General features: G+C 73.4%; 22 protein-coding genes and 2 tRNA genes. 8 read left to right on the forward strand and 16 right to left on the reverse strand.

What is annotated here, in order from left to right; all coding sequences use genetic code 11:
* Positions 1-52: 52 nt before the first annotated feature.
* Positions 53-640, forward strand: a complete 588-nt coding sequence (locus tag C593_RS0106070; RefSeq protein ID WP_026277402.1) for a lytic polysaccharide monooxygenase — start codon at positions 53-55, stop codon at positions 638-640.
* A gap of 218 nt (positions 641-858) precedes the next feature.
* Here the strand turns inward: C593_RS0106070 and C593_RS0106075 are convergent.
* The 6 genes from C593_RS0106075 to ehuB all read right to left on the reverse strand — a co-directional run bounded on the left by C593_RS0106075 (position 859) and on the right by ehuB (position 4,974).
* Positions 859-932: transfer RNA gene (locus tag C593_RS0106075), tRNA-Lys, on the reverse strand.
* Between the two features lie 107 nt (positions 933-1,039).
* Positions 1,040-1,798: an IclR family transcriptional regulator domain-containing protein gene (locus tag C593_RS0106080; RefSeq protein ID WP_018846406.1), complete on the reverse strand. Its 759-nt coding sequence runs from the start codon at positions 1,796-1,798 to the stop codon at positions 1,040-1,042.
* A 165-nt stretch (positions 1,799-1,963) separates the two neighbouring features.
* Positions 1,964-2,743: an amino acid ABC transporter ATP-binding protein gene (locus C593_RS0106085; protein WP_018846407.1), complete on the reverse strand. Its 780-nt coding sequence runs from the start codon at positions 2,741-2,743 to the stop codon at positions 1,964-1,966.
* Complete coding sequence (gene ehuD, locus C593_RS0106090; RefSeq protein ID WP_018846408.1) at positions 2,733-3,383, reverse strand: ectoine/hydroxyectoine ABC transporter permease subunit EhuD; 651 nt, start codon at positions 3,381-3,383, stop codon at positions 2,733-2,735. Before ehuD ends, C593_RS0106085 begins: the two co-directional genes overlap by 11 nt.
* A complete protein-coding gene (ehuC, locus tag C593_RS0106095) occupies positions 3,380-4,120 on the reverse strand; it encodes an ectoine/hydroxyectoine ABC transporter permease subunit EhuC (protein ID WP_018846409.1) in 741 nt (246 codons plus the stop codon). Before ehuC ends, ehuD begins: the two co-directional genes overlap by 4 nt.
* Complete coding sequence (ehuB, locus tag C593_RS0106100) at positions 4,117-4,974, reverse strand: ectoine/hydroxyectoine ABC transporter substrate-binding protein EhuB (protein WP_018846410.1); 858 nt, start codon at positions 4,972-4,974, stop codon at positions 4,117-4,119. The genes ehuC and ehuB overlap by 4 nt, the downstream gene beginning before the upstream one ends.
* A gap of 69 nt (positions 4,975-5,043) precedes the next feature.
* On the opposite strand from ehuB, the gene C593_RS0106105 reads away from it, so the two are divergent.
* A complete protein-coding gene (locus C593_RS0106105; RefSeq protein ID WP_018846411.1) occupies positions 5,044-5,538 on the forward strand; it encodes a DUF3830 family protein in 495 nt (164 codons plus the stop codon).
* Between the two features lie 38 nt (positions 5,539-5,576).
* Here the strand turns inward: C593_RS0106105 and C593_RS0106110 are convergent, their stop codons facing one another.
* Positions 5,577-6,986, reverse strand: coding sequence for an amidase (locus C593_RS0106110; RefSeq protein ID WP_018846412.1), 1,410 nt, complete (start codon positions 6,984-6,986; stop codon positions 5,577-5,579).
* Complete coding sequence (locus tag C593_RS0106115; RefSeq protein ID WP_018846413.1) at positions 6,967-7,929, reverse strand: D-2-hydroxyacid dehydrogenase; 963 nt, start codon at positions 7,927-7,929, stop codon at positions 6,967-6,969. Before C593_RS0106115 ends, C593_RS0106110 begins: the two co-directional genes overlap by 20 nt.
* A 164-nt stretch (positions 7,930-8,093) precedes the next feature.
* Here C593_RS0106115 and C593_RS0106120 point away from each other — a divergent pair, with 164 nt between their 5' ends.
* From C593_RS0106120 to C593_RS0106135, 4 genes are all read left to right on the forward strand, one after another.
* Positions 8,094-8,870 (forward strand): aspartate racemase/maleate isomerase family protein, encoded by a 777-nt coding sequence (locus tag C593_RS0106120; RefSeq protein ID WP_037744998.1) that lies wholly within the window; start codon positions 8,094-8,096, stop codon positions 8,868-8,870.
* Positions 8,867-9,586, forward strand: a complete 720-nt coding sequence (locus C593_RS0106125; RefSeq protein WP_018846415.1) for an aspartate racemase/maleate isomerase family protein — start codon at positions 8,867-8,869, stop codon at positions 9,584-9,586. Before C593_RS0106120 ends, C593_RS0106125 begins: the two co-directional genes overlap by 4 nt.
* A gap of 211 nt (positions 9,587-9,797) precedes the next feature.
* The gene (locus C593_RS0106130) at positions 9,798-10,934 is read left to right on the forward strand and encodes an LLM class flavin-dependent oxidoreductase (protein ID WP_051093636.1); all 1,137 of its coding nucleotides are present in this window, start codon (positions 9,798-9,800) and stop codon (positions 10,932-10,934) included.
* Positions 10,935-11,188: 254 nt separating this feature from the next.
* On the forward strand, positions 11,189-12,889 hold the full coding sequence (locus C593_RS0106135) for a glycosyl hydrolase family 18 protein (RefSeq protein ID WP_486591080.1): 1,701 nt from the start codon (positions 11,189-11,191) through the stop codon (positions 12,887-12,889).
* A gap of 149 nt (positions 12,890-13,038) precedes the next feature.
* Here C593_RS0106135 and C593_RS0106140 read toward each other — a convergent pair whose 3' ends face one another.
* Positions 13,039-14,862 carry an EAL domain-containing protein gene (locus C593_RS0106140; RefSeq protein WP_018846418.1) on the reverse strand — a complete coding sequence of 608 codons (1,824 nt, stop codon included), beginning with the start codon at positions 14,860-14,862 and terminating at the stop codon, positions 13,039-13,041.
* A gap of 389 nt (positions 14,863-15,251) precedes the next feature.
* On the opposite strand from C593_RS0106140, the gene C593_RS0106145 reads away from it, so the two are divergent.
* Positions 15,252-16,547, forward strand: coding sequence for a M6 family metalloprotease domain-containing protein (locus C593_RS0106145; protein ID WP_026277404.1), 1,296 nt, complete (start codon positions 15,252-15,254; stop codon positions 16,545-16,547).
* A 104-nt stretch (positions 16,548-16,651) separates the two neighbouring features.
* Here C593_RS0106145 and C593_RS0106150 read toward each other — a convergent pair.
* The 7 genes from C593_RS0106150 to C593_RS0106180 form a co-directional block, all read right to left on the reverse strand.
* Positions 16,652-16,725, reverse strand: a tRNA-Lys gene (locus C593_RS0106150).
* Complete coding sequence (locus C593_RS31340) at positions 16,716-17,345, reverse strand: bifunctional DNA primase/polymerase (RefSeq protein ID WP_026277405.1); 630 nt, start codon at positions 17,343-17,345, stop codon at positions 16,716-16,718. The genes C593_RS0106150 and C593_RS31340 overlap by 10 nt, the downstream gene beginning before the upstream one ends.
* Before the next feature lie 199 nt (positions 17,346-17,544).
* Positions 17,545-17,895 carry a hypothetical protein gene (locus C593_RS0106160; protein ID WP_018846420.1) on the reverse strand — a complete coding sequence of 117 codons (351 nt, stop codon included), beginning with the start codon at positions 17,893-17,895 and terminating at the stop codon, positions 17,545-17,547.
* Between the two features lie 131 nt (positions 17,896-18,026).
* The gene (locus tag C593_RS0106165; RefSeq protein WP_018846421.1) at positions 18,027-19,403 is read right to left on the reverse strand and encodes an AAA domain-containing protein; all 1,377 of its coding nucleotides are present in this window, start codon (positions 19,401-19,403) and stop codon (positions 18,027-18,029) included.
* A 14-nt stretch (positions 19,404-19,417) separates the two neighbouring features.
* Complete coding sequence (locus C593_RS0106170; RefSeq protein WP_018846422.1) at positions 19,418-21,007, reverse strand: hypothetical protein; 1,590 nt, start codon at positions 21,005-21,007, stop codon at positions 19,418-19,420.
* Positions 20,998-22,182: a hypothetical protein gene (locus C593_RS0106175; protein ID WP_018846423.1), complete on the reverse strand. Its 1,185-nt coding sequence runs from the start codon at positions 22,180-22,182 to the stop codon at positions 20,998-21,000. The genes C593_RS0106170 and C593_RS0106175 overlap by 10 nt, the downstream gene beginning before the upstream one ends.
* Positions 22,112-23,146 carry a phosphatase PAP2 family protein gene (locus C593_RS0106180; protein WP_018846424.1) on the reverse strand — a complete coding sequence of 345 codons (1,035 nt, stop codon included), beginning with the start codon at positions 23,144-23,146 and terminating at the stop codon, positions 22,112-22,114. The genes C593_RS0106175 and C593_RS0106180 overlap by 71 nt, the downstream gene beginning before the upstream one ends.
* A gap of 185 nt (positions 23,147-23,331) precedes the next feature.
* On the opposite strand from C593_RS0106180, the gene C593_RS0106185 reads away from it, so the two are divergent.
* Positions 23,332-23,928 carry a histidine phosphatase family protein gene (locus C593_RS0106185; protein WP_018846425.1) on the forward strand — a complete coding sequence of 199 codons (597 nt, stop codon included), beginning with the start codon at positions 23,332-23,334 and terminating at the stop codon, positions 23,926-23,928.
* Positions 23,929-23,978 lie beyond the last annotated feature (50 nt).

Here is a 23,978-nt window from a genome sequence, read left to right on the forward strand (position 1 = left end):
TCGCACGCGTGCACCACCCATGAACTCCCCCACGTTCGCAACGGAGCCAAGCATGCGAAAAAAGATAGGTGCGGCCGTCGTGGGCCTCGCCGTGGCGGGCACCACGGTGCTCGCCGGCGGCAGTGCCAGCAGCCACGGCTACACCGACTCACCCATCAGCCGCCAGAAACTCTGCGCCAACGGCACGGTCAGCAACTGCGGCAACATCCAGTGGGAGCCGCAGAGCGTCGAGGGGCTCAAGGGCTTCCCGGCGGCCGGACCCGCCGACGGCAGGATCTGCGCCGGCGGCAACGGCCAGTTCGCGCAGCTCGACGACCCGCGCGGCGGAGCCTGGCCCACCACCAAGGTGAACTCGGGCCAGAACTACACCTTCCGCTGGCAGTTCACCGCACGTCACCGCACCACCGACTTCAAGTACTTCATCACCAAGAACGGCTGGAACCCCAGCCAGCCGCTGACCAGGGCCGCGCTGGAGTCGCAGCCGTTCCTGACCATCCCCTACGGCGGCCAGCAGCCGCCGGCCACGCTGTCCCACTCCGGCAACCTTCCCCAGAAGTCGGGCCGCCATCTGATCCTGGCGGTGTGGACGGTGCACGACACCGCCAACGCCTTCTACGCCTGCTCCGACGTGCAGTTCTGATCCCCCGCGTCGGCTGAGGCGTCTCGGCGCGCGGCGCGCCCTCCGGACCACCGCCGGGTCCGGAGGGCGCGCCGTCCGCGCGTCGGGCGGCATCTTTCGGTCTTCGGGGTCTCGCCCGGGAAGGCCCCGGCCGGCCTCCCGGCGGGGGCCTGACCCCCTGATCCCCGGTCGACCGGAACGCGGAAGGCCCCTCGCTCCCGCGAGGGGCCTTCCGTCTGTGCGCCGCCAGGGACTCGAACCCCGGACCCGCTGATTAAGAGTCAGCTGCTCTAACCAACTGAGCTAGCGGCGCCTGACTCGCGGCCTGCCGTTGCGGGCGGGCCGACACGTCAATAGTACCTGGTCCCGGGGGGTGCTCCGCACCGGTTTCCGGCCCCCGGCCCCGGCAGGGCGGAGCCTTCAGATCGCCAGGGAGAGCACCACCGGGGCCGCTCTGCGGTTGAGGGTCTCCGCCGCCTTGCGGAGGCGGTGGGCGTGCTCGATCGGCAGCGAGAGCGCCAGGCAGCCCACCGCCGATCCGGCCGTCAGCGGGACCGCCGCGCAGACCGTGCCCACCGCGTACTCCTGGAGGTCCAGGACGGGGACGGTCGGCGGCTGGGAGTCCAGCTTGGAGAAGAGCAGGCGCTCGCTGGTGATGGTGCGGGAGGTGAGCCGGGCGATCTTGTGGCGCGAGAGGTGGTCGCGGCGGCCGTTCACGTCGAGCTGGGTGAGCAGGCACTTGCCGACCGCGCTGGCGTGGGCGGCCGAGCGGAAGTCGACCCACTCGTTGACCTTGGGCGTCAGCGGGCCGTCGGCGAACTGGGTGATCTTGACCTCGCCGTCGATGTACCGGCTGATGTAGACCGCGGCGCCGACCGAGTCCCGCAGTTCCACCAGGGTGTCCTGGAGCTTCGTCTGCAGGGCCTCCTTGCGCGTCGCGCCCGAGCCGAGGAGGACGAGGGAGTCGCCCGTCACATACGCGCCGTCGGCGGTCTGCTCCACGTATCCCTCGCGGCGCAGCATGGCGAGCATGGGGGCGAGGTGGCCGGACGGGAGCCCGGTCTCGCGGGCGATCTGGACGTCGGTGACACCGCCACCGTGTCTGGAGACCGTCTCCAGGACTCGCAGGACGTAGTGCACCGAATGGAACGGCGCGGTCGGCTCGGGCTTCAGCGCCACGGTTTCCCCCTACCAGGTTGTGACCGCATGCTTGTTACCACGATAGCCGCCAAGGGGCCCTTGCAGGCGGGCTGTTGGCGGAAATGGTGGGCGCCCCGGCCGTACGGGCTGGGGCGCATCACCTTGGCATATGCCCGAGTCATGGGATTCGGGCGGATTACGTGGTCAGAGCACCGCTCCGAGGAACTCGCGCGTACGTTCGTGCTCGGGATCGGAGAAGATCTTCTCCGGCGGACCGGACTCGATGACCTTCCCGGAATCGAACATCAGGACCTCGTCGGAGATGTCCCGGGCGAAGCTCATCTCGTGGGTCACGATCACCATCGTGATGTCCGTGGTGCGCGCGATGTCCCGCAGGAGATCCAGCACCCCGGCGACCAGTTCCGGGTCCAGAGCCGAGGTGACCTCGTCCAGCAGCAGCACCCGGGGCCGCATCGCGAGGGCCCGGGCGATGGCGACGCGCTGCTGCTGCCCGCCGGAGAGCTGGGTCGGCCTGGCGTCCGCCCGGTCGCCGAGGCCCACCAGGTCCAGCAGCTCCCGGGCGCGGGTCTCGGCCTCCTCCTTGGACAGGCCCAGCACCCGCACCGGGGCCTCGGTGATGTTGCGCAGCACGGTCATGTTCGGGAACAGGTTGAACTGCTGGAAGACCATGCCGATCTTCTTCCGGGCCTCCCGCCGCTCCTTCTCGGCCGCCGGGAAGAGCTTCGACCCGTTGACGGTGATGGTGCCCTCGTCCGGGGACTCCAGGGTCATCAGCAGCCGCAGGATCGTCGTCTTGCCGGAGCCGGACGGGCCGATCAGGGTCACATGCCTGCCCGGCTTCACCGAGAAGCACAGATCGTCGAGGACGGTGTTGTCGCCGAATCTCTTCGTGACGCCCTCGAACCGGATCAGCTCTTCCGGGGCGCCGGCGGCCGGCGTTTCGGAGGTGGTGTCAGCGGACAAGGCGGCGCTCCAGGGTTCGGACCAGCAGGGATGCCGGGTAGGCGATCAGGATGAAGGCGATGCCGATCACAGTGAGCGGCTCGGTGTACTGGAAGGTCGAGGCGCTCTCCAGCCGGGACTGCTGGAGCAGCTCCAGCACGCCGATCGCGGCCAGCAGCGGGGTGTCCTTCAGCATGGCGATGACGTAGTTGCCCAGCGCCGGGGTGATCCGGCGGATCGCCTGCGGCAGGATCACCGCCGTCCAGGTGCGGTGGGCCGGCAGGCTCAGGGCCGTCGCCGCCTCCCACTGGCCCGGCGGGACCGCCTCGATGCCCGCCCGGTAGACCTGGGCGGTGTAGGTCGAGTAGTGCAGACCGATCGCGATGATGCCGGTGGTCAGGGCCGAGAACTGGACGCCCCACTCCGGAAGCACGAAGTAGAGGAAGAAGAGCTGCACCAGCAGCGGGGTGGTGCGGACGAACTCGGTGAACGCGTTCACCGGCCACCGCACGAAACGGCTCGGCGCCCGGAAGGCGAGCGCCCACACCAGGCCGAGGGTGAAGGAGATCAGCGAACCGAGCACCAGGATCTGCAGGGTGAGCAGCACCCCGTCCCAGAAACGCGGCATGAAGTCCGCCACCGCGGACCAGTCCCAGGTCATCGGGACGCACCCCCCGCCACCTCGGTACCGGCGATCTTCGACTCGGCCCGGCGGGAGAACAGCCCGCCCAGCAGACCGGGTTCGGGTTCGATGCCGATGTTCCGCTTGCTCCGGCGCTCCAGCGCCTTCATGGAACGGGTCACCAGCAGGGCGAGCACGAAGTAGATCACCAGGACGATCGTGTAGACCTGCGCGCTCTCCTGCGTGGCCAGCCGCACCAGGTACGCGGCGAAGGACACGTCGCCCACGCCGAGGAGCGACACCAGGGCGGTGCCCTTGAGGAGTTCCACCAGCAGATTGCAGAAGGGCGGCATCATCTCGGGCACCGCCTGCGGCAGCAGGATCAGCCGCATCCGCTGCCAGGGCGTGAGGCTGAGGGCGACGCCCGCCTCACGCTGCGCGGGGGCGACCGAGTTCAGGGCGCCGCGTACGATCTCCGCGCCGTAGGCGCCGTAGGAGAGGCCGAGCGCGAGGACGGCGGCCCACATCGGGACCAGCTGCCAGCCCATCAGCGGCGGCACCACGAAGAACAGCCAGAACATCAGCACCAGGGCCGACGTACCGCGGAAGACCTCCGTGTAGAAGCCCGCCAGGAAGCGGACGGTGCGGGAGCGGTGGGTGCGGGCCATGCCGACGGTGAAGGCCACGAAGGCGGCGAGGGCGGCGCTGTAGACCAGCAGCTGCACCGTGATCCATATGCCGGGGAGTACCCAGTTCTGCCAGAGTCCGGCTGTCATTTCCGGCACAGCTCCTCGGCGGTCAGGGTGGTCATCTCGGACTCCGTGAAGCCGAAGGGCTTCAGGATCCGGAACAACTCGCCGCTCTTCTTCATCTTGTGGATCTCGGTGTTGAAGGCGTCCCGCAGCTCGGTGTCGGTCGGGCGGAACGCGAAACCGCCGCCGTCGATCTGCTTCTTGCCGTCCACCACGGCGGCGAAGGGCTCGGTGGCCTCCGCCTTGCGGCTCTTGCGGACGACCTCACGGGTGGTCAGGGCGGTGCCCGCGAAGACGTCCACGCGCCCGGACTCGACGGCGTTCAGCCCGGCCACCTGGTCCTGGAGGATCACGATCTCCTTCTCCGGGATGCCCGCGGCGATCGCGTACCCGATCTCCGCGTAGCCCGTGCCGGTCGCCAGCGTCGCTTTGGCGCGGACCACGTCCTCGTAGGAGGTGAGGTTCTTCGGGTTGCCCTTGCGGACGATGAAGGAGTCGAGCATCTGGTACTCGGGGTCCGAGAAGATGACCTGGGCGCAGCGCTCCTTGTTGATGTACATCCCGGCCGAGACGACGTCGAACTGCTGGGAGTTCAGGCCGGGTATCAGGGAGGCGAAGTCGGTGGCCACCGGTTGCACCCGGTCGACGCCCAGCCGCTTGAAGACGACCCGGGCCAGCTCCGGGGCCTCGCCCGTGAACTCGCCCTGCTCGTCCACATAGCCGTAGGGCACCTCCCCGGCGATGCCCAGGCGCACGGTGCCCTGGGATTTCAGCCGGGCGAGCGCGTCGCCGGAGGGCACCCGCGAACAGCCCGAGACGCCGGCGACGCTGAGCGCCCCGGCGGCCGCGGTGCCGAACAGCAGAGTGCGTCTGCTCATCGGTCCTGCTTGTCTTGTTCGAGCCATGGGCGCGCGGCTACCCGAGCGGTCCGGGGGTATGCGTAGGGGATGGCCGATCGATACCTGACCGTGTCCCTGGACAAGCGCGGCGTCCGCTGCACCGCCCGGCTGCTGACCGAGAAGGCGCCCCTGACCTGCGACGCCGTCTGGGACGCGCTGCCGCTGTCCGCCGATGTCTACCATGCGAAGTACGCCCGGAACGAGATCTATGCCCTGTTCCCGGCCTTCGCTCCTGCGGAGCCCCCGCTGGAGAACCCGACGGTCACCCCCATCCCGGGCGACCTGTGCTACTTCACCTTCACCGACACCCAGTTGGGCACCGCCTCCTACGGCTACGGCGAGCGCGCCGGCATCGTCCCGGTGACGGTGGACCTGGCCCTCTTCTACGAGCGCAACAACCTCCTCCTCAACGCGGACACCGGCTGGGTGCCGGGGATCGTGTGGGGCCAGGTGGTGGAGGGGCTGCCGGAGATGGCCGCCGCCTGCCAGGACCTGTGGCGCACGGGCGCGGCGGGGGAGACCCTCTCCTTCCGCCGCGCCTGAACCCCTGCTCCGGGCGGCGCCCGGACCGCCCCGCCGCCTCAGCCGGCCGGCTCGGGCGGGGCGGGGACGCCCGCCGCGCCCGCCGTGTAGAGGGCGTGCGCGGCGCGCAGGACCAGCGCGTCCGCGTGCCGGGCCGCGACGAGTTGGGCGGCGACGGGCAGCCCGTCCGCGTCCAGCCCGCAGGGCACCGAGGCCGCCGGCTGCTGGGTGAGGTTGAACGGGTAGGTGAACGGGGTCCACCCCGTCCAGCGCCGCAGCCCCGACCCGGCCGGGGTCTCCCGGCCCGCCTCGAAGGCGGTGAGGGGCAGGGCCGGGGTGACCAGCAGGTCGTACGCGGTGTGGAAGCGGCCCATCCGCCGGCCCAGGGCCATCCGCGTGTCCACCGCGGCCAGGTACTCCAGCGCGCTGCGCCGCGCGCCCTCCGCGCAGATCTCGCGCAGCCCCGGGTCCAGCAGCTCCCGCTGCCGCGGGCCCAGGTGCTGCACCAGCCGGGCCGCCCCGGAGAACCAGAGGGTGTGGAACGCCTCGACCGGGTCGGCGAGATCCGGGTCCGCCTCCTCCACGTACGCCCCGAGGCCCGCCAGCGTCTCCGCCAGCCGGCGCACCGCCGCCGCGACGGCCGGGCGGACCGCGACCTGCCCGCCGAGGGTGGGGGAGTAGGCGACGCGCAGCCCCTTCACCCCGTCCGCCAGACCGGAGCGCACGCTGCCGGCCGGGGCGGACTGGGACCAGTCCCGCCAGTCCGGCCCGCTCATCGCGTCCAGCATCAGCGCCGCGTCCGCCGCGTCCCGGGTCATCGGGCCGACGTGCGCCAGGGTCCCGAAGGGGCTGGAGGGGTACATCGGCACCCGGCCGTACGTCGGCTTCAGGCCGAAGATCCCGCAGAACGCGGCCGGGATGCGGATGGAGCCGCCGCCGTCCGTGCCGATGGAGAGCGGCCCCGCGCCGAGGGCCACGGCCGCCGCTCCGCCGCCGCTGGACCCGCCGCTGGTGCGGGAGAGGTCGTACGGGTTGCGGGTGACGCCGTGGAGCGGGGAGTCCGTGACGCCCTTCCAGCCGAACTCCGGGGTCGTGGTCCGGGCGACGAACACCGCGCCGTGGGCGCGGAGTCCGGCGACCGAGGGGGCGTCCTCGGGCCAGGGGCCCTCCGGCCGGACCGTCCGCGAGCCGCGCAGCGCCGGGACGCCGCGCTGGAGGAGCAGGTCCTTCACGGTGACCGGCACGCCGTCCAGCAGACCCCGCGGCTCCCCTCTGCGCCACCGCGCGGCCGAGTCCTCCGCCTCGGCGAGGGCTCCCTCCGCGTCGACGTGCGTGAAGGCGTTGACGTGCGGCTGGATGGCGTCCACCCGTTCCAGCGCCGCGCGGGTCGCGTCGACGGGGGAGAAGTCGCCCGTGCGGTAGCCGGCCAGGAGCCGGTGTGCGGTGAGGTCAGTCAGGCGAGTGGTCATGCATGGGGACGTACCCACGTTTCTTGTCGACCACGTTCGGCAGGGGCTTTCCGGCCGCCCACAGCTCGTACATCGCGACGAACTGCTCGCCGAGCCGGTCGCGCCAGCCGACCGTGTCCCCGCTCATGTGGGGCGACACGATCAGGCCCGGCACCGCCCACAGCGGGCTGTCCGGGGCGAGGGGTTCGCTCTCGAAGACATCGAGGGCGGCGGCCTCGATCACCCGGTCGCGCAGGGCGGCGGCGAGGTCGGCCTCCACGACCAGCGGCCCGCGCCCCACGTTGACGAAGCGGGCGGAGGGCTGCATCAGCGCCAGGCGCCGGGCGTCGAACATGCCCCGGGTGGTCTCCGTGAGCGGGGCCGCGCACACCACCCAGTCGGCGCGGGCGATCAGCGGGTCCAGGTCCTCCTCGCCGTGCACCCCGCGCCGGGCGGTGCGGCCGGTGACGGCGGTGGTGACGCCGAGGGCGCGCAGCACGGCGGCGATCTCCCGGCCGATCGGGCCCGCGCCGACCACGACCGCCCGGGTGCCCGCCACCGCCCGGGTCTCGCGGTGGTGCCAGCGGTGCTCGCGCTGCCGGTCCAGGGTGCGCGGGAGGTCCTTGGCCATCGCGAGGACCAGGGCGGCGACGTACTCGGCGATGGGCCGCTCGAAGATCCCGCGCGCGTTGGTGACGACGGTGCCGGAATCGGCCAGTTCCGGACAGAGCAGCCGGTCCACCCCGGCGCTCGGAGTGTGCACCCAGCGGGGCCGCGGGCCGTCCCCGGGCCAGGCGCGGCGGACCGCTTCCGAGGTGAAGTCCCATACCAACAGCACGTCTGCGGAGGGGAGTTCGGCGGCGAGGGAGTCCTCGTCGGCCCAGCGGACCCGCGCCCTGCCGGTGAGGGCGCCCAGACGCGGCGGGGGGTCGGCCGAGAGCACGAGAAGTGTCGGTTCGGACATCGCCCGGCAGCCACCTCGAAACGTCTGGGATGTATGGATTGACCCACGCTCGCACCCGAACCTACCGTCGTCAACAAGACGCCGGGCAGGCCCGGACCGCCTGCCCCGCAGGGCCGGTCCGCTCCCGTGTGCCCGGCGCCGTCGTGCCCGAAAGGCAGGCCGCGATGGACGTCTCCTTCATCGGCGGACCCCAGCCGCAGCGCGGTCTGGGCGTGGTCGCCCCCTTCGACTTCGCCTTGGACCGGGAGCTCTGGCGCTGGGTCCCGGACGACGTCTCGCTCCATGTGACGCGCACGCCCTTCGTGCCCGTCGACGTCTGCCTGGACCTCGCCCGCATGGTCAGTGAGCACGCGACGTTGCGGGACGCGGTGCGCGCCCTCGGCGCCTGCGAGCCCCGGGTGGTCGCCTACGCGTGCACCTCCGGCAGTTTTGTCGGCGGCCTCGCCGGGGAACGCGCCATGTGCGAGGTGATGAGTGCGGCCGGCGGCATCCCGTCGCTGACCACGTCCGGCGCCCTGCTCGACGCGCTGCGGGAGCTGGGCGCCCGGCGGATAGCCGTGCTCACGCCCTACACGGAGTCGGTGACCCGGTCGCTGGAGGAGTATCTGTCGGAGGCGGGCGTGACGGTGACGGGCCGCGAGTTCCTCGGCCTCACCCGGCACATCTGGAAGGTGTCGTACCGCGAGGTGGTGGACATGGCCCGCAGGGTCTCGGCCGCCTCGGCGGACGCGCTGTTCATCAGCTGCACCAACCTGCCCACCTACGACGTGATCCCCCAGCTGGAGGCCGAGCTGAGGATGCCGGTCGTCTCCGCCAACCAGGTCACGATGTGGTCGGCCCTGCGCGCCGTCGGCGCCCGCGCGGTCGGCCCCTATCAGGCTCTGCTGATGGACGCCGCGGCGAGACCGGCCGAGCCGGAAGGACAGGAGGGCGTGACATGACGACCGTGGGACTGCTGTACCCGGGACATTCCGCCGAGGACGACTACCCCCGCGTCGAGGCGCTGCTGACCGGGGTCAACGTCCCCGTGGTGCACACCGACATCGGCGAGGACGCCCACCGCGTGGACGCGCTGGTGGAGATGGGCTCGCCCGCCCGGCTCGCCGCCGGGGTCGAGGAGCTGCGCCTGTCGGGCGCGGAGTCCGTGGTGTGGGCGTGCACCAGCGGCTCGTTCGTGCACGGCTGGGAGGGGGCCCGGGAGCAGACCCGGGCCCTGGCGCTGGCGGCCGGGCTGCCGGCGTCCAGCACCTCGTTCGCCTTCGTACGGGCGACGGGCGAGGTGGGCGCGGCCAGGGTGGCGGTGGCCGCGACCTACCCGGCGGATGTGACCGAGCTGTTCGCCCGCTTCCTCGGGGACGCGGGCATCGAGGTCGTCGGTACGCACGCGGGCGGGATCGTGACGGCGGCCGAGGTGGCGACCTGGGGGCCGGACGAGGTGCTGGCCCTGGTTCGCGCGGCGGACCGGCCCGAGGCGGAGGCGGTCCTGGTGCCGGACACCGCGCTGCACACGGTGGCGCTGCTGCCGGAGCTGGAGAAGGCGGTGGGCAAGCCGGTGCTCACGGCGAACCAGGTCACGGTCTGGGAGGGCCTGCGGCTGGCGGACCGGCACGGCGTCCGGTCGGACGAGCTGGGCGCCCTCTTCGCCCGCAAGGACTGAGCGTGGTCCGGGCCTTCGGAGACCGCCCGGCCCCGGTGCCGGGCCGGGCTCCCGGGCCCGGGAGCCCGGCTCCGGGAATAAGCGGAGACAGCCTCCTGTTGTGCGTCGGAGTACCTTCCCCGCACTCAGGAGGACCCCGGTGGACCCGGTCACCCCAGCCGACGAGACCGACGGCACGCCCGCGCCCGGACCGGCCGCCCGGACCGACGGCATCCGCGCCGACGCGGCCGGCACCGCGCCCGTGCCCCTCTCCGTCCTCGACCTCGTCACGGTCGGCGCGGGCCGCACCGCCTCCGACGCGCTGCGCACCAGCGTCGCCCTCGCCCGCCTCGCCGAGCGCCGCGGCTACCACCGCCACTGGGTGGCCGAGCACCACTCCATGCCCGGGGTCGCCTCCTCGTCCCCCGCCGTGATCCTCGCCCATCTCGCCGCCCACACGGAGAGGATCCGGCTCGGCTCGGGCGGGGTGATGCTGCCCAACCACGCGCCCCTGGTGATCGCCGAGCAGTTCGGCACCCTGGAGGCCCTGGCCCCGGGCCGGATCGACCTGGGCCTCGGCCGCGCGCCCGGTACGGACGGGGCCACGGCCGCCGCCCTGCGCCGCACCGGCACCCTGAGCGAGGGCGCCGACGACTTCCCGCAGCAGCTCGCCGAGCTGACCCGCTTCCTCGACGACGACTTCCCCGACGGCCACCCCTACGCGCGCATCCACGCCGTCCCCGGGCCCGTCCAGGCGACCTCCCCCGGCGGCGTCCAGTCGCCGCACCGGCCGCCGGTGTGGCTGCTCGGCTCGTCCGGGTTCAGTGCGCGGCTCGCCGGGACGCTCGGGCTGCCGTTCGCCTTCGCCCACCACTTCTCGGCGGCCAACACCCTGCCCGCGCTGGAGCTCTACCGGGACAGCTTCCGCCCCTCCGCCGTGCTGGACGCCCCCTATGCGCTGATCGGCGTCGCCGCCCTGGCCGCCGAGGACGAGCGGGAGGCCCGCCGGCAGGTGCTCACGGGCGCGCTGTCGATGCTGCGGCTGCGCACCGGCCGGCCCGGTCTCGTCCCGACGCCCGAGGAGGCCGAGGCGTACCCGTTCTCGCCCATGGAGCGGGAGTTCGCCGACAGCTGGCTCGGCAACATCGTGCACGGCACCCCCGACGCGGTCCGCGCCGGGCTCGACGCCCTCCAGCGGCGCACCGGCGCCGACGAGCTGATGATCACGGCCAACGCGCACGGCGGCGACGTCCGCCTGCGCAGCTACGAGTTGATCGCGGACGCCTACGGTCTGCCCGCCGGCCCGGCCCCCGCCGCCGCCTCGGCCGGCGCACCCGTCGCCGGCCCGGCTCCGGTCGCGGCCGGGTAAAACCTGGGTTTCGCGCACGGAGTGGTTCATGACTCAACCGCTCGGCGGGAAGCCCCTTAACGGACCCTTAAACCGCTCGTCACCCCGGTGGCGAGCGGTCTTCTTCTGTCATCTCACCGCTCTGACAAGGGGTTTCACCGCGAAAGTGGTCTAGTCCTCATTTGGTTCGGACCATTGACGCGGGGTCTGCCGGATCGCTATCACTACTGCAGCCCAGCTTCACCGTCCCATCCGCACATCCCCGGAGGCTGCACGTGCGCTCCCGCAGACCCTTGATCGCGGCACTGACCACCGCCGCGCTCGCCGCCGGCGCCCTGGCCGGAATCGCCGGACTCGGCACCGCCCAGGCATCCGGCAGCGCCGCGCCCGCCGCCGCCTCCGCGGGCGGAGTCAAGATCGCCTACTACGACCAGTGGAGCATCTACGGCAACGCCTTCTACCCCAAGCACCTGGACACCCGGGGCATCGCCGGCAAGCTGGACGTCATCAACTACTCGTTCGGCAACATCCACCCGACCGACCTGACCTGTTTCATGGCCAACAAGGCGGCGGGGGACGACAACAACCCCAACGCCGGTGACGGCGCGGGCGACTCCTACGCCGACTACCAGCGCACCTTCAGCGCGGCGGACAGCGTCGACGGCGTGGCCGACACCTGGAACCAGCCGATCGTGGGCGTCTTCAACCAGTTCAAGGAGCTGAAGGCGAAGTACCCCCACCTGAAGATCAACATCTCCCTCGGCGGCTGGACGTACTCCAAGTACTTCCACGACGCGGCCAAGACCGACGCGAGCCGCAAGAAGCTCGTCTCCTCCTGCATCAAGCAGTACATCAAGGGCGACCTGCCCGTGGAGGGCGGCTTCGGCGGCCCCGGCACCGCCGCCGGGATCTTCGACGGCATCGACATCGACTGGGAGTACCCGGGCTCGGACGGGGGCCACCTCGGCAACCACTACGGCCCCGAGGACAAGCAGAACTTCACCCTCCTCCTCGCCGAGTTCCGCAAGCAGCTCGACCAGGAGGGCGCCGCCAACGGCGGCAAGAAGTACCTGCTGACCGCGGCCCTCCCGGCCGGCCAGGACAAGATCAAGCACATCGAGACCGACAAGATCGGCGCGTACCTCGACTACGCGAACATCATGACGTACGACATGCACGGCGCCTGGGACGGCGACGGGCCCGCGTACCACCAGTCCCCGCTGTACTCACCGGCCTCGGACCCGACCGACCCGATCGCCCCGGGGACCCAGAAGTACTCGATCGACAACGCCATCGACTCCTACATCGACGGCAACCCGGCCTACGGCGTCACCGGCGGCTTCCCCGCGGGCAAGCTGACCCTCGGCTACGAGTTCTACTACCGCGGCTGGAAGGGCGTCCCGGCGGCGAACAACGGTCTCGGCGGCAGCGCCACCGGCGGTTCGGCGGCCCGCCCGCTGAGCCAGCAGGCCGGTATCGCGCACTACAAGGAGCTCGGCGGCATCGTCGACAACCCGGCCACCACCTTCTGGGACGACCAGGCCAAGGCCTCGTACTTCTACAAGAACGGCGAGTTCTTCACCGGTCTCGACAAGAAGGCGATCCAGGCGCGGGTCGCCTACGCCAAGGAGCGCGGCCTCGGCGGCGCGATGATGTACTCGCTGCTCGGCCTGGACGAGAACACCACGCTGCTCAACGAGATCGTGGCCGCGACCGGCGGCACCACCCAGCCCCCGGTCACCACCCCGCCCACGACCACCCCGCCGACCACCACCCCGCCCACGACCACCCCGCCGACGACCGAGCCCCCGGCCGGAAGCTGCTCCGCCGCCGCGTGGGTGAAGGAGACCGCCTACTCCGGCAACGCCCAGGTCTCCCACAAGGGCCGCACCTGGAAGGCCAAGTGGTGGACGCAGGGCGAGGAGCCGGGAACCACGGGCGAGTGGGGCGTCTGGCAGGACCTGGGAGCCTGCTGACCCCCGCCCCGCCCCGGGCCTGAACTACCCCGTCCCCCCCCAGGCCCCCCACAGGCCGCCGCCCCCGACCGGTAACCAACCCGGCCGGGGGCGGCCGGCGTCGCGGCGCGGCGGGCGCCCGGTGGTCCGGGCCGCCCGGCCCCGCCGGCTCAGCCCGCGGCGGCCGCCTGCCGGGGGCGCTCGGCCAGCATCTCGGTGATCCGCTCAGGAGCCACCGCCCGCGAGTACAGCCAGCCCTGCCCGGTGTCGCAGCCGATCCGCCGCAGCCGGGACGCCTGGCCGGAGGTCTCCACGCACTCCGCCGTCACCGTGAGCCCCAGCCGGTGCGCCAGCTCCACCAGGGCCTCCACGATGGTCTCGTCGGCCGGGTTGGCGTGTGCCTCGTCCTGGAAGCCGCGTACGAAGGTCCCGTCGAGCTTCAGCGCGGAGACCGGCAATCGGCTGAGGTAGGCGAGGTTGGAGTAACCCGTCCCGAAGTCGTCGATGGCGATGCGCACGCCCATGTCGCTGAGCGCCCGCAGTGCCTGGAGCGGCCGTCCGGCCGAGCCCATCACGGCGGACTCGGTCAGCTCCAGTTGCAGCAGCCGCGGCGGGAGCCCGGTCTCGGCGAGGATCTCGGCGACGTCCGCCACCAGGTCCGAGTCCCACACCTGCCGCACCGCCACGTTGACGGAGACGAACAGCGGCTCCACGTCCGGGTGGTCGAGCTGCCAGCGCCGCGCCTGTCGGCAGGCCGTGCGCAGCACCCACCGTCCGAGCTGCACGATCGAGCCGTCCTCCTCGGCGATCTGGACGAACCGATTCGGCGTGAGCAGGCCGAAGCGCGGGTGGTTCCAGCGCACCAGCGCCTCGACGCCGAGCGTCGCGCCGTCCGCCAGGCCGACCAGCGGCTGGTACTCCAGCGCGAACTCCCCTCGTTCGACGGCCGGGCGGAGGGTGGAGGCCAGCGCCTGGCGGGTCATCCGGTTGGCGTTGCGCTCGGGGTCGAACAGGGTCCAGCGGGCCCGCCCGTCCTCCTTCGCCCAGTACAGGGTGGTGTCCGCCGCCTGCATCAGCGCGGTGGCCGTGGTCCCGGCCGCCGCCCGTTCCACCACCCCGATCGAGGCTGACACCGACAGCCGGTGCCCGGCGAGGTCGAAGGGCTGCTGGAGTGCCGCGAGGACGCACCGGGCCAGGTCGGCGAGTTGCTCTGTGCCGGTGGAGTCCTCCACCAGGATCGCGAACTCGTCCCCGCCGAGCCGGGCGACGAGATGGCCGCAGCCGAGGTCCGCCCCGCCGTCCGCGCAGGCCGTCAGCCGGGAGGCGACGGCGGCGAGCAGCCGGTCGCCCACCCGGTGGCCGAGGGTGTCGTTGACCGCCTTGAACCCGTCCAGGTCCAAGTAGCACAGGCCGACCCGGCCCGTGGAGCCGTGGTCGTAGGGCCCGGCCTCCAGGGCGGCGGTGAGGCGCTCGAAGAACAGGGTCCGGTTGGGCAGCCGGGTCACCGGGTCGTGCAGTTGCAGATGGCGCAGCCGGGCGTGGAGTTCGCGCCGGTCACTGATGTCGGCGACGGAGAGCAGGACGTCACCCGTCTCGGGTACGGGGGAGACGGTGACCTCGGCCCACAGGGCGCGCCCGTCGGGGTGCTTGAGGCGCCGGGTGCAGCGGAAGCGCGAGCGGCGGCCGCGCAGCACCTCGCGGTAGGCGTGCCAGGTGCGGGCGTCGGAGGAGAGGTCGATGAGGTCGGCGGCGTGCCGGGCGCTCAGGTCTGCCGGGAGGCCGCCCAGCAGGGCTGCCAGGGCGTCGTTGGCCCGGACGATCACCCCCTCGGGGTCCACCACGGCCATCGCGAGCTGCGCCGCGTTGAACGCGGCACGGTAGTCCCGCAGTTCGGTGTGGCCCGGGCCCGTTCCGTGACGTTCCGTAACCGCCGGCCGGGTGCTTTCCGGGACTTCGACGCCCGCGGGCCCTTGCCCTTCGGAGGTACCGCTCACCGCTCACTCCCGCATGCAGTGTGTCGTACAGGGTCGTTCACAACCGGTCGGCAGAGGGGCCGCCCGTGGCATTCGGCGAAGTAATCCCGGGGAATTCGGGGAAAGTGTGCCGATCATAGAGGCTGCCGAGCCGGCCGGTCGGCCGAGCGGGTGCCCCCGGAGGACGCAGCCGATCATGGTCGATCGTTTCTGCGCGGGTCATGAGCGGGCTCTGACGTGAGCTGACCGAATGTGACGTTCCGTGGGCCGTCGGAGTGTCGCGGGGATCTCGACCCTGCATCGACCCGGTGTCGGCCCGGTCACCCGGGTGGGGCACCGGAACAGGGCACACCGCCGCAAAACATCACAGGGTGGGTGAGGCATCCCGCATTCCGGAGCCGGAGGTCCACGTGGAGGGTCAGCGCGCGCCCCAGGGAACACCCGGGAGAGTGGAACGGTCCCGCTCGCGCAGCGCCGCCGCGGCCGTCACCTCCCTGCTGGCCTTCGCGGCGACCTCGCTCGTCGCGGGCCCCGCCGTGGCCTCCCCCTCCGCCGGGCCCTGCGCCCTGCCGCGCACCGGCGCCCACCACTCCCTGGGCCTGGACACCTGGAACACCGCCTACCCGAAGCCGGTCTCCTCGCTCGACGCGGTCATGGTCTTCCTGTCGTTCCCGGACTCCATGCCGCTGAGCACCCCCGCCGAGCTGGTCGCCGACCACTTCCCGGCGACCGCCGACTTCTTCCGGAACGCCTCCTACGGCGCCTTCGACCTGCGCGTCGACGCGCGCACCGAGTGGCTCGAGATGCCGCGGGCGTCCGTCCGCTACGACATAAGGCGCGACTGGGACCCGGACCGGCGCCGCGACTACCTCCGGGACGCGATCCGGGCCGCCGACGACCGGGTGGACTTCTCCCGCTACGACATCGTCTACCTGGTCGCCGACCCCGACGCGCCGGGCGTCGACTCGGACGCGACCAAGGTGGTCAACTTCGACCGGCCGCTGGAGGTCGACGGCACGGAGATCCGCCGGGTCGTCACCGTCTTCGAGCGCCACCCGCCCGACCGCAACGTCCTCGCCCACGAGACCGGGCACGTCTTCGACCTGCCGGACCTCTACCACCGGCCGATGGACGGCAACGGCGACTGGGACACGCACGTCGGCGACTGGGACGTCATGGGCAGCCAGTTCGGACTCGCCCCGGACCTCTTCGGCTGGCACAAGTGGAAGCTCGGCTGGCTCGGCCCCTCCGAGGTCCGCTGCGTCAACGGCGGCGCCCCGGAGCGGGTCGCCGCCGGGTCGCCCGGCAGTGGCGCCCTGGTGACGCTGGAACCCCTCTCCGCCCCGCCCGTGCACGGCGCTGGCCTGGGGACCCGGCTTGCGGTCGTGCGCACCGGGCCGGACAGCGTCCTCGCGATCGAGGCGCGCACCGCGGCCGGCAACGACGCGTACACCTGCACGGAGGGTGTCCTGCTCTACCGGGTGGAGGGCGACGCGGCCTCCGGCGGCGGGCCGGTGGAGGTGGTGGACACCCACCCGGAGACCGAGGCGTGCGCGGAGCAGTCGGTGTACCCGCCGCTCGCCGACGCGCCGCTGCGGGAGGGGGAGACCTTCACGACGCGGGACCCGGACGGCGGCCGGACCCGGATCGAGGTGATGGACCGGACGCCGGCGGGGGCGTGGAACGTCCGGATCACCACGGAGTGACCGGCGGTCCGGGTGCCGATGGGCCCCTGCGCCGGCGGTTCCTGCGCCGGCCGTCCGGAACGCGAGAAGGCCCCTCGCTCTCGCGAGGGGCCTTCTGCCGTCTGTGCGCCGCCAGGGACTCGAACCCCGGACCCGCTGATTAAGAGTCAGCTGCTCTAACCAACTGAGCTAGCGGCGCCTGCTGACGTCGTAGACCTTAGCACCCTGATCGCCGGGAGGAAAAATCGATACCCGCACGCCCGTCCGGGCGGTTGTGCGGGCGGCCCGGACGCAGGCCCAGAGCAGTACCTCGGGACCCGGGAGCCAGGGATGCCGGGTGTCCGGCGCCACCAGCCAGCGCGGCGCCGAGGAGCTCTCGGCGGGGGTCAGGGGCGGCACGGTCACCGCGTCACCGGTCCCGTGGCAGATCAGCGGCGGCACCGCGTCGCCCCACTCTTCCCAGTGCAGCAGGGCGGGGAGGCGCCGGGCCGAGCCGGGCGTGGCGAAGAGCATCATCCGGCCCCGGTGCATGGCGACCGGGCCGGAGCCCGGCCCCTCGCCCCAGAGCCGGTCGAGCATCCGCCGCCCGAAGGCCGCGGGCACGTTCACCACGTCGAACACCGTGCCGCAGGGCAGGACGACGGGCCGGGCCGGCTCGTCCTCCCACCGGGCCAGTGCCGATCGCGGAAAGGTCTCCGCGGAGGCGAGCCACGCGGCACCCTGCGGGGTGACCTCGGTGACGTGGTCGCGGCCGTCCTCCCGGGGCAGGGTGAAGACGTCCGTGCCGGCAGTGTCCCGGTCTCGCAGCCATACGCTCATACCGTCCAGGTGTACCCGGGGTGACGAAACCGTTCCGCAGAGTTGGCGGAACCGGGGACAGGGGGGCATGTGGGGGAGTATCGTGCCGCGCCCACGTTTGCTCGGCATATGCGGGGCGGGGTGCGGAGGTGCGCGGACCGCCGGCCATGTGTATCCGGCCCCGGCCGCGTGATCCCCGGGCCGGGCTCGGACGGGTGGGTCAGCCGCCCGTGGAGTCGCCGCCGGCGAGGAGTCCGCGGCCGAACTCGATCATCTTGCGCGCGTAGTCCTCGGTCCAGCCCGCCCGCTCACCGATGTCGGCGGGGGTGAGCCGGTCGAAGCGCCGGGGGTCGGCGAGCTGGGCCGCCGCGAGCGCCTGGTACTCCACGGCCCGGTCGGTCGCCGCCCGGAACGCCAGCGTCAGCTCCGTGGAGCGGGCCAGCAGCTCCACCGGGTCCTCGATCGACTCCAGGTCGAAGAAGTGCTCGGGATCGGCGGCGGCCTCCGAGGGCTCGAAGAGCAGCGGGGCCGGCCGCAGCCTGCGCTCGGTCGTCCGCTCGGGTTCCGCCATGTGCGCACTCCTCCTCGTACCGGCTGCCCTACCGGCTCCCGTACCGGCCGGGACCGGTCGTACCAAGGGCCCGGACTTCCGGGCCGTCTTCCATTGTCCCGCGCGGCGCAAGAGGGCCCGCGTGGGATGCGTCACGGACGCCAGGCGACCCGGTGCTCACCCAGGTGGGCCAGGACCGCGTGGTTCGCCTCCCAGCCGTCCGGGAACTTGATCGAGACGCCGAGCTGCACCGGCTCGGTCGACGGATGCTCGTCCAGCAGCCCCGTCACCCCCTGCCGGCACACCACGATGCACGCGTGCCGGTGACGGGAGGCGAGCACGCACAGCCGGCCGGTCTCCAGATGGAACGCCGTCGCGTCCGGCCGGCCGGACAGCGGGTGGAGGACCACCGTCACGTCGTACTCGCGGCCCTGGAGGCGGTTGGCCGTGTCCACGGTCACCCCGGTGACGCCCAGCCCGTCGAGGGCCGCGCGGACCGCCGCCGCCTGGTCCCGGTGGGCGGTGCCGACCGCGATCCGGCCCGCGGTCAGCGGCGCCGGGTCCGGCGAGCGCTCCGAGACGGTGGCGCCGCCCCGCTCCAGCAGCCGCCGCACCACCAGCGCGACCGCGCCCACCGCCTCCGGGTCCGTGCGCGGGGTGTGCCGGGCGGGCAGCTCCAGCAGGCCCCAGCCGGACGCGGCGGCCTCGTCGATCACCCGGTCCGGCCCGGAGCCGTCGGACGCCACCCCGAAGGTGAGCCGCCGCTCGCCGTGCCCCGTACCGCTGCGGAACGGGGTGTACGGGTAGAACGCGTCCGACACCAGCGGGGCGGCCGAGGCCGGCAGCCGCCAGGAGACCGGCAGCCGGTGCTGCGGCAGGTCCGGGTTGTGCGCGAGAAGGGTGGACACCGCGCTGGCCGACGGGTCGTACGACAGGCCGGCCCACTGCTCGGCGCCGACCACCGCGAACGGGTCGAGCTGGCCCGGGTCCCCTACGAACAGGGCCCGCTCGAAGAGACCCGCCACGGCGAGCAGCGCGTCGGAGCGCATCTGGTACGCCTCGTCGACGATCGCGTGCCCCCACGGCTCCACGCCCTGCACATGGGCCCACTTGGCGGCCGTCGAGACCACCACGTCCAGTCCGGCGAGGTCGGCCGCCTTCGCGGAGGTGCGCACCTGGTCCAGGGCGTCGAGGGCCTTGTCATAGGGGTCCAAGTCGCTGGAGTGCAGCCGGCCCACCGGCAGCTCCGGGGCCTTCTCGGCGATCCGCAGGACCAGATCGTCCACCTGCGCGTTGGTCTGGGCGACGATCATCAACGGGCGTCCGGCGGCGGCCAGTTCCAGGGCGGCGCGCACCACCAGGGTCGACTTGCCCGCGCCGGGCGGGGAGTCGACGACCACACCGCGCGCCGTCCCGTGCAGGGTGTCCCGCAGGATCGCGGCGGTCGCGCGGCCCGCCTCCGCGCCCGGGTCGAACCCGGCGGGCGGGCTCGTCGCGGGTGCCGGCGGGGCGGCGGGGCCGGGCGTCACAGGGGCTCCTCCGGTCACAGCAGGTCCTCCGGGGTGACGGGGTCGGGGCGTTCGGCGAGATCGGTGCCCGGCGGGCCGCCGTGGGTCCACGGCGTCTCCTCCGGGTCGGGCAGCCTGGGGCCACCGCGCTGCTCGTGCTCGAACAGGGTCCAGGCGATCCGGTCGCCCTTGGCCGGGACGGACCCCTCGGCGGGCTCCTTGCCCCGGCCCATCCGGTCGGTGATCCGCAGCACGAGGACGCCGCCCGCCTCGGCACGCACGAACTCGGCGGTCTGCGGCTTGCCGCCGAGGGAACGGAACACCTTGGTCCGCTCCCCCAGATGCGGCTGGTCCTCCGTGCGCACGGTGACCAGCGGGCGGGGGCTCGGCCGCTTCGACTCCGACCAGGCCATCTCCACGTCGAGCACCTCGGAGGCGAACGCCTCGCCCGCCAGCCGGAACGAGGCGAGCACCAGCGGGTCGTCCAGGGCCTCCTGGGCGTCGAGCTGGGCCTGCGCGGTCTCCCGGGCGGCCAGCTTCTGCGCGGCGGTGACCGCGTCGTCCCGCCGGGGCTGGGGCGGCTCGCCCGCGCGGACCCGGTCCCGGTGGGCGGTGAACGACCAGCGGTCCCGCGTCCAGCGGTCGGCCACCCGGGAGCCCTCCGGCAGGGCGCGGACCAGCTCCAGGGTCCGCCACACCGCGTCCCACGTCGGGCGGGTCACCCCGGCGACCAGACGGCGGATCTCCCGTTCGGCGCGGTGCAGTTCGGCGAGTTTCGCGTCCGCGCTCGCGCCGTCCTCGGCCGCCTCCAGCAGCCGGCGCGCCCGGTCGAACCGCTCCGTCGCGGGCGCGAGGAGGCGGTTGTCGAAGGCGGGGTCGGTGGCCGGTCCGGCGGGCGGGCAGAGCAACTGCCCCTCCCCGTCCCGGGCGAGTTCGGCCCGGAGCGCCGCCTCGGCCCCGGTCTCGCCCCCGGGCGGGTCGACCCAGGAGAGCAGGGCGCCGAGGTGCTGGTCCTCCAGGGAGGACTGGCCCGTCGCCCAGTGCCGGTTGAGCAGGTCCGTGGCGGCGAGCAGCAGCGAAGAGCCGGGCACCCGGGCGCGCTCGCCGTAGTGCGTGAGCCAGCGGCCCAGCAGCGGGACCCGCGGGGGCGCGGGGTAGGGGGTGTCCGGATCCTGTTCTGCGGTGCGGCGGAAGCGGGTGGAACGCCCGAGCAGGCGCAGGTACTCGACACCGGCCCGGCCGGGGACCACGATCTGCGGCGCGTCCGCACAGAGGTCGACCTCGACCTTGACCTTCCTGCCCGTCTCCGGGTCGGTCTCGGACCGCTCGGCCGGCTCCACGTCGTCCGCGTAGGCGTCCAGGTGGGGAAGGACGGCCTCCGCGAGCTCGGTGAGGAACTGTGCGCGCAGCTCGCGGTCGCGCGGCTGGGCGACGACGAGCAGCCGCGGCTCGGCCGGGTCGGTCCCGACGAGCGCGCCGAGGGGCGCGCCCGCCTCGCCCGCGGTGGTCAGCGGCACGAGCACCAGCGGCCGCTCGGACACCCACCGGTGCCGCACGGTCGTCAACGGCTGCGCCCGCCCGGACTCGACGGCCTCCAGCCGGGCGAGGGTGGCGATCAGCGACACATCGCCTCCCCGGCGGGGGCCGTCGAGTCCCGCCGGGCCGCCGGGACGCCCGCGGCGGCGAGGGACTCGGCGCGCAGGGCCGCGGCGCGGCGGAGGGCGGCGACGGCCGGGTCGCGGGGGTCGCCCGCCTCGCCGCGGGCGGCGGACAGGACCTCGCCGATGGTGGTCAGACCGCCCAGTTCGCCCCGCACCGAGCGGCCCAGCGCCTCCACCGCTCCGGCGAGGCGGGCGCGGTCGCGGCAGTGGAAGGCCAGCTCGCAGGCTGCCAGGCAGTCGGGGGCGTACGCGTGGGGGACCTGCTCGACGGCCTCGGTCAGCTCCTCCCGGGTGCGCTCCCGGACGTCGAAGGTCACGCCCTCCGGGACCGTCGCGGCGATCTCGTCGAGCCGGGTCAGCCGGGCCAGCTGGCGGCGGGTGACGGCGAGTTGCCTGCGGACGTCGACCACGGAGGCGGTCGGCATGTTGGTGAAGTCCTTCGGGCAGACCAGCAGCACGTGGTGGGCCACGGACGCGCCCTCCGTCACGGCGGCCACCCGCTCCAGGGCGAGCACGTACACCGCGGCCTGCCGGGCGGCCGCGCCCACCTTGGCCGCGTCCGCCGAGGCGTCGATCATCGGGAAGGACTTGATCTCGACGACCGTCCAGCGCCCGTCGGGGTGGACGACCACCGCGTCCGGTTCCAGATAGGCGGGCGAGCCCGCGACCTCCAGCGCCAGCATCGGGTGGTCCAGCAGCGTGTACGCCCCCGACCCGGCCCCCGCCTCGGTCGCCTCGCGCAGCGCGAGAGCGGTCCGGGCGGCTCGGCCCCGGGGTCCCGACGCGGTCAGCTCGGGGAGGCGGACCTCCCCCGGGTCCTCCAACCCGAGCAGCCGCATCAGCTCCCGGCCGCCGTCGCCCTTGACCCGGGCCTCGAAGGCGTTGCCCCGCATGAACGCGAACTGGGACTGGCCCCGGTCGGAAGGCGAGCCCAGGGCCGCGGCGAGCGCCGTCTTGTCCACCCCGGCGCCGTCGAGCAGTGCTCTGCGCCGGCACCCGGGGTTCGCGGCGAGGGCCGCGAGGGCGCGGGCGTCCAGCGGATGCGGCTGCGCGGCCGGGCCGCGCAGCTCAGCGAGCCGCTGCCTGAGGGCTGTCGTCGGCGCCTGCGGAGGAGGTGCGCTGTCCGGGGATTCGCTCACCCGCGGAAGTCTCGCATCCGCCACCGACAACGCGGGCGGGTTCCGGTGCGGGGCCACCTCCGCCGGACGGCGCGGTACCGCCCCCGGCGGACCCCCCGGGGCGCGGAGCGGGGGCCGGACCAGGGGGCGCGGGGGCTGCGGCGCCCGTGCCGGGATGCGAACCCGCGCCGGGGTGTGCGCCCGCGTGGCCGGCGCGACGCGCGCCCCGGCGCGCGCGGACCGCCGTGCCCGCCCGGTCCGCGAAGCGCAGCGCGTACGGGGTGAGGAGCAGGCCGAGGCCCATCACCGCCGCCCCGGCGACCGCGTCCAGGAAGTAGTGGTTGGCGGTGCCCATCACCACGACCGTGGTGACCAGCGGATACGCCACGCCGAGGGCGCGGACCGCCGGGGAGCGCCCGTGGCGCCAGAGCAGCACCCCGCACCACAGCGCCCAGCCGACGTGCAGGCTCGGCATCGCCGCGTACTGGTTGGTCATCCCGCCCAGCCCGCGCGGGGCGCTCGCCTCGCCGCCCCACCAGCCGTAGGAGCTGTACTGGGCCATGGTGTCGACGAAGCCGTGGGAGGCGTCCAGCAGCCGGGGCGGGCAGGTCGGCATGAGCGTGAAGCCGGCCAGGCCGAGCAGGGTGGAGACCATCAGCCATGTGCGGGCGGCCCGGTAGCGCGCCGGGCGGCGGCGGAAGAGAAAGACCAGGACCGCCGGTGTGACCAGGTAGTGCAGGGTCGCGTAGAGGAAGTCGGCGGGTATGCCGATGGCGGGCACCTCGGTGAAGAGACGATTCAGCGGGTGCTCGGCGTTGAGCAGGAGTGCCTTCTCGGCCCGGAGTATCGCGAGTCCGTGGCCGACCGCCGTGGACACGTCGCCCCGGGCCAGCAGCCGGCCCGCCGAGTACGCCGCGTAGACCACGCCGAGCAGCACCAGTTCGGTCCACCAGCGGGGCCGGTCGTGCTGTCCGGGCTGCGGCATCCTGTCGGTCTCCGTCTCGGCTCGGCGTACCCGTCCTGGATCGCTCGTGGTCACATGCGGTCGTGTGCTGTCGCTCTTGGTCGTCGTGGTGAGGACGCCGAGACCGTCCCGGAGGTTGCGTCCAGGTGCCGTGCGCGATGATGGAGGGGAAACGCGCACCGCACCGCACACCAGGAGACGCCCCCATGGCACCGCGGATACTGCTCGCCCGGCACGGTCAGACCGAGTGGTCGCTGAACGGCAGGCACACCGGCCGCACCGACATCCCGCTGCTGGAGGAGGGCCGGCGCGGCGCGAAACTGCTGGGCGAGCGGCTGCACCGCGCCCCGTGGTCCGGGCTGGACGGCGTGGAGATCCGCACCAGCCCCCTGGCCCGCGCCAGTGAGACCTGCGAACTCGCGGGCTTCGGCGACCGCGCCGAGCCCTGGGACGCCCTGATGGAGGTCGACTACGGCGACTACGAGGGCCTGACCCCGGCCGAGATCCACGAGCGGCAGCCGGGATGGGTGCTCTGGAAGGACGGCGCGCCCGGGGGCGAGAGCCTGGCGCAGGTGTCCGCGCGCGCCGACGAGGTGGTGGCGTGGGCTCGAGGCGCCGACCGGGACGTGCTGGTCTTCGCCCACGGGCACATCCTGCGCTCGATCTGCGCGCGCTGGCTGGGGGAGGACGTCTCCTTCGGCGCGCGGATGCGGCTCGACCCGACGAGTCTGTCGGTGCTGTCCTGGGCGTACGGAGACCCGGCCGTGGAGCGCTGGAACGACACGGCGCACCTGGAGGGCTGAGGCCGGACCGGCCGCCCGGGCCCCGTCCCGGCCGGCTCGGGCGGGCTGCG

The organism is Streptomyces sp. CNT372 (assembly GCF_000377145.1).

Bases quoted from the DNA above. Each gene is read 5' to 3' on its own strand.
- C593_RS0106105 (WP_018846411.1), top strand. From the start codon at position 5,044: ATGGCCGATCGATACCTGACCGTGTCCCTGGACAAGCGCGGCGTCCGC.
- C593_RS0106180 (WP_018846424.1), bottom strand. From the start codon at position 23,146: ATGCCGCAGCCCGGACAGCACGACCGGCCCCGCTGGTGGACCGAACTG.
- C593_RS0106110 (WP_018846412.1), bottom strand. From the start codon at position 6,986: ATGACCACTCGCCTGACTGACCTCACCGCACACCGGCTCCTGGCCGGC.
- C593_RS0106185 (WP_018846425.1), top strand. From the start codon at position 23,332: ATGGCACCGCGGATACTGCTCGCCCGGCACGGTCAGACCGAGTGGTCG.
- C593_RS0106120 (WP_037744998.1), top strand. From the start codon at position 8,094: ATGGACGTCTCCTTCATCGGCGGACCCCAGCCGCAGCGCGGTCTGGGC.
- C593_RS0106160 (WP_018846420.1), bottom strand. From the start codon at position 17,895: ATGGCGGAACCCGAGCGGACGACCGAGCGCAGGCTGCGGCCGGCCCCG.
- ehuC (WP_018846409.1), bottom strand. From the start codon at position 4,120: ATGACAGCCGGACTCTGGCAGAACTGGGTACTCCCCGGCATATGGATC.
- C593_RS0106070 (WP_026277402.1), top strand. From the start codon at position 53: ATGCGAAAAAAGATAGGTGCGGCCGTCGTGGGCCTCGCCGTGGCGGGC.
- C593_RS31340 (WP_026277405.1), bottom strand. From the start codon at position 17,345: ATGAGCGTATGGCTGCGAGACCGGGACACTGCCGGCACGGACGTCTTC.
- ehuD (WP_018846408.1), bottom strand. From the start codon at position 3,383: ATGACCTGGGACTGGTCCGCGGTGGCGGACTTCATGCCGCGTTTCTGG.
- C593_RS0106125 (WP_018846415.1), top strand. From the start codon at position 8,867: ATGACGACCGTGGGACTGCTGTACCCGGGACATTCCGCCGAGGACGAC.
- C593_RS0106115 (WP_018846413.1), bottom strand. From the start codon at position 7,929: ATGTCCGAACCGACACTTCTCGTGCTCTCGGCCGACCCCCCGCCGCGT.
- ehuB (WP_018846410.1), bottom strand. From the start codon at position 4,974: ATGAGCAGACGCACTCTGCTGTTCGGCACCGCGGCCGCCGGGGCGCTC.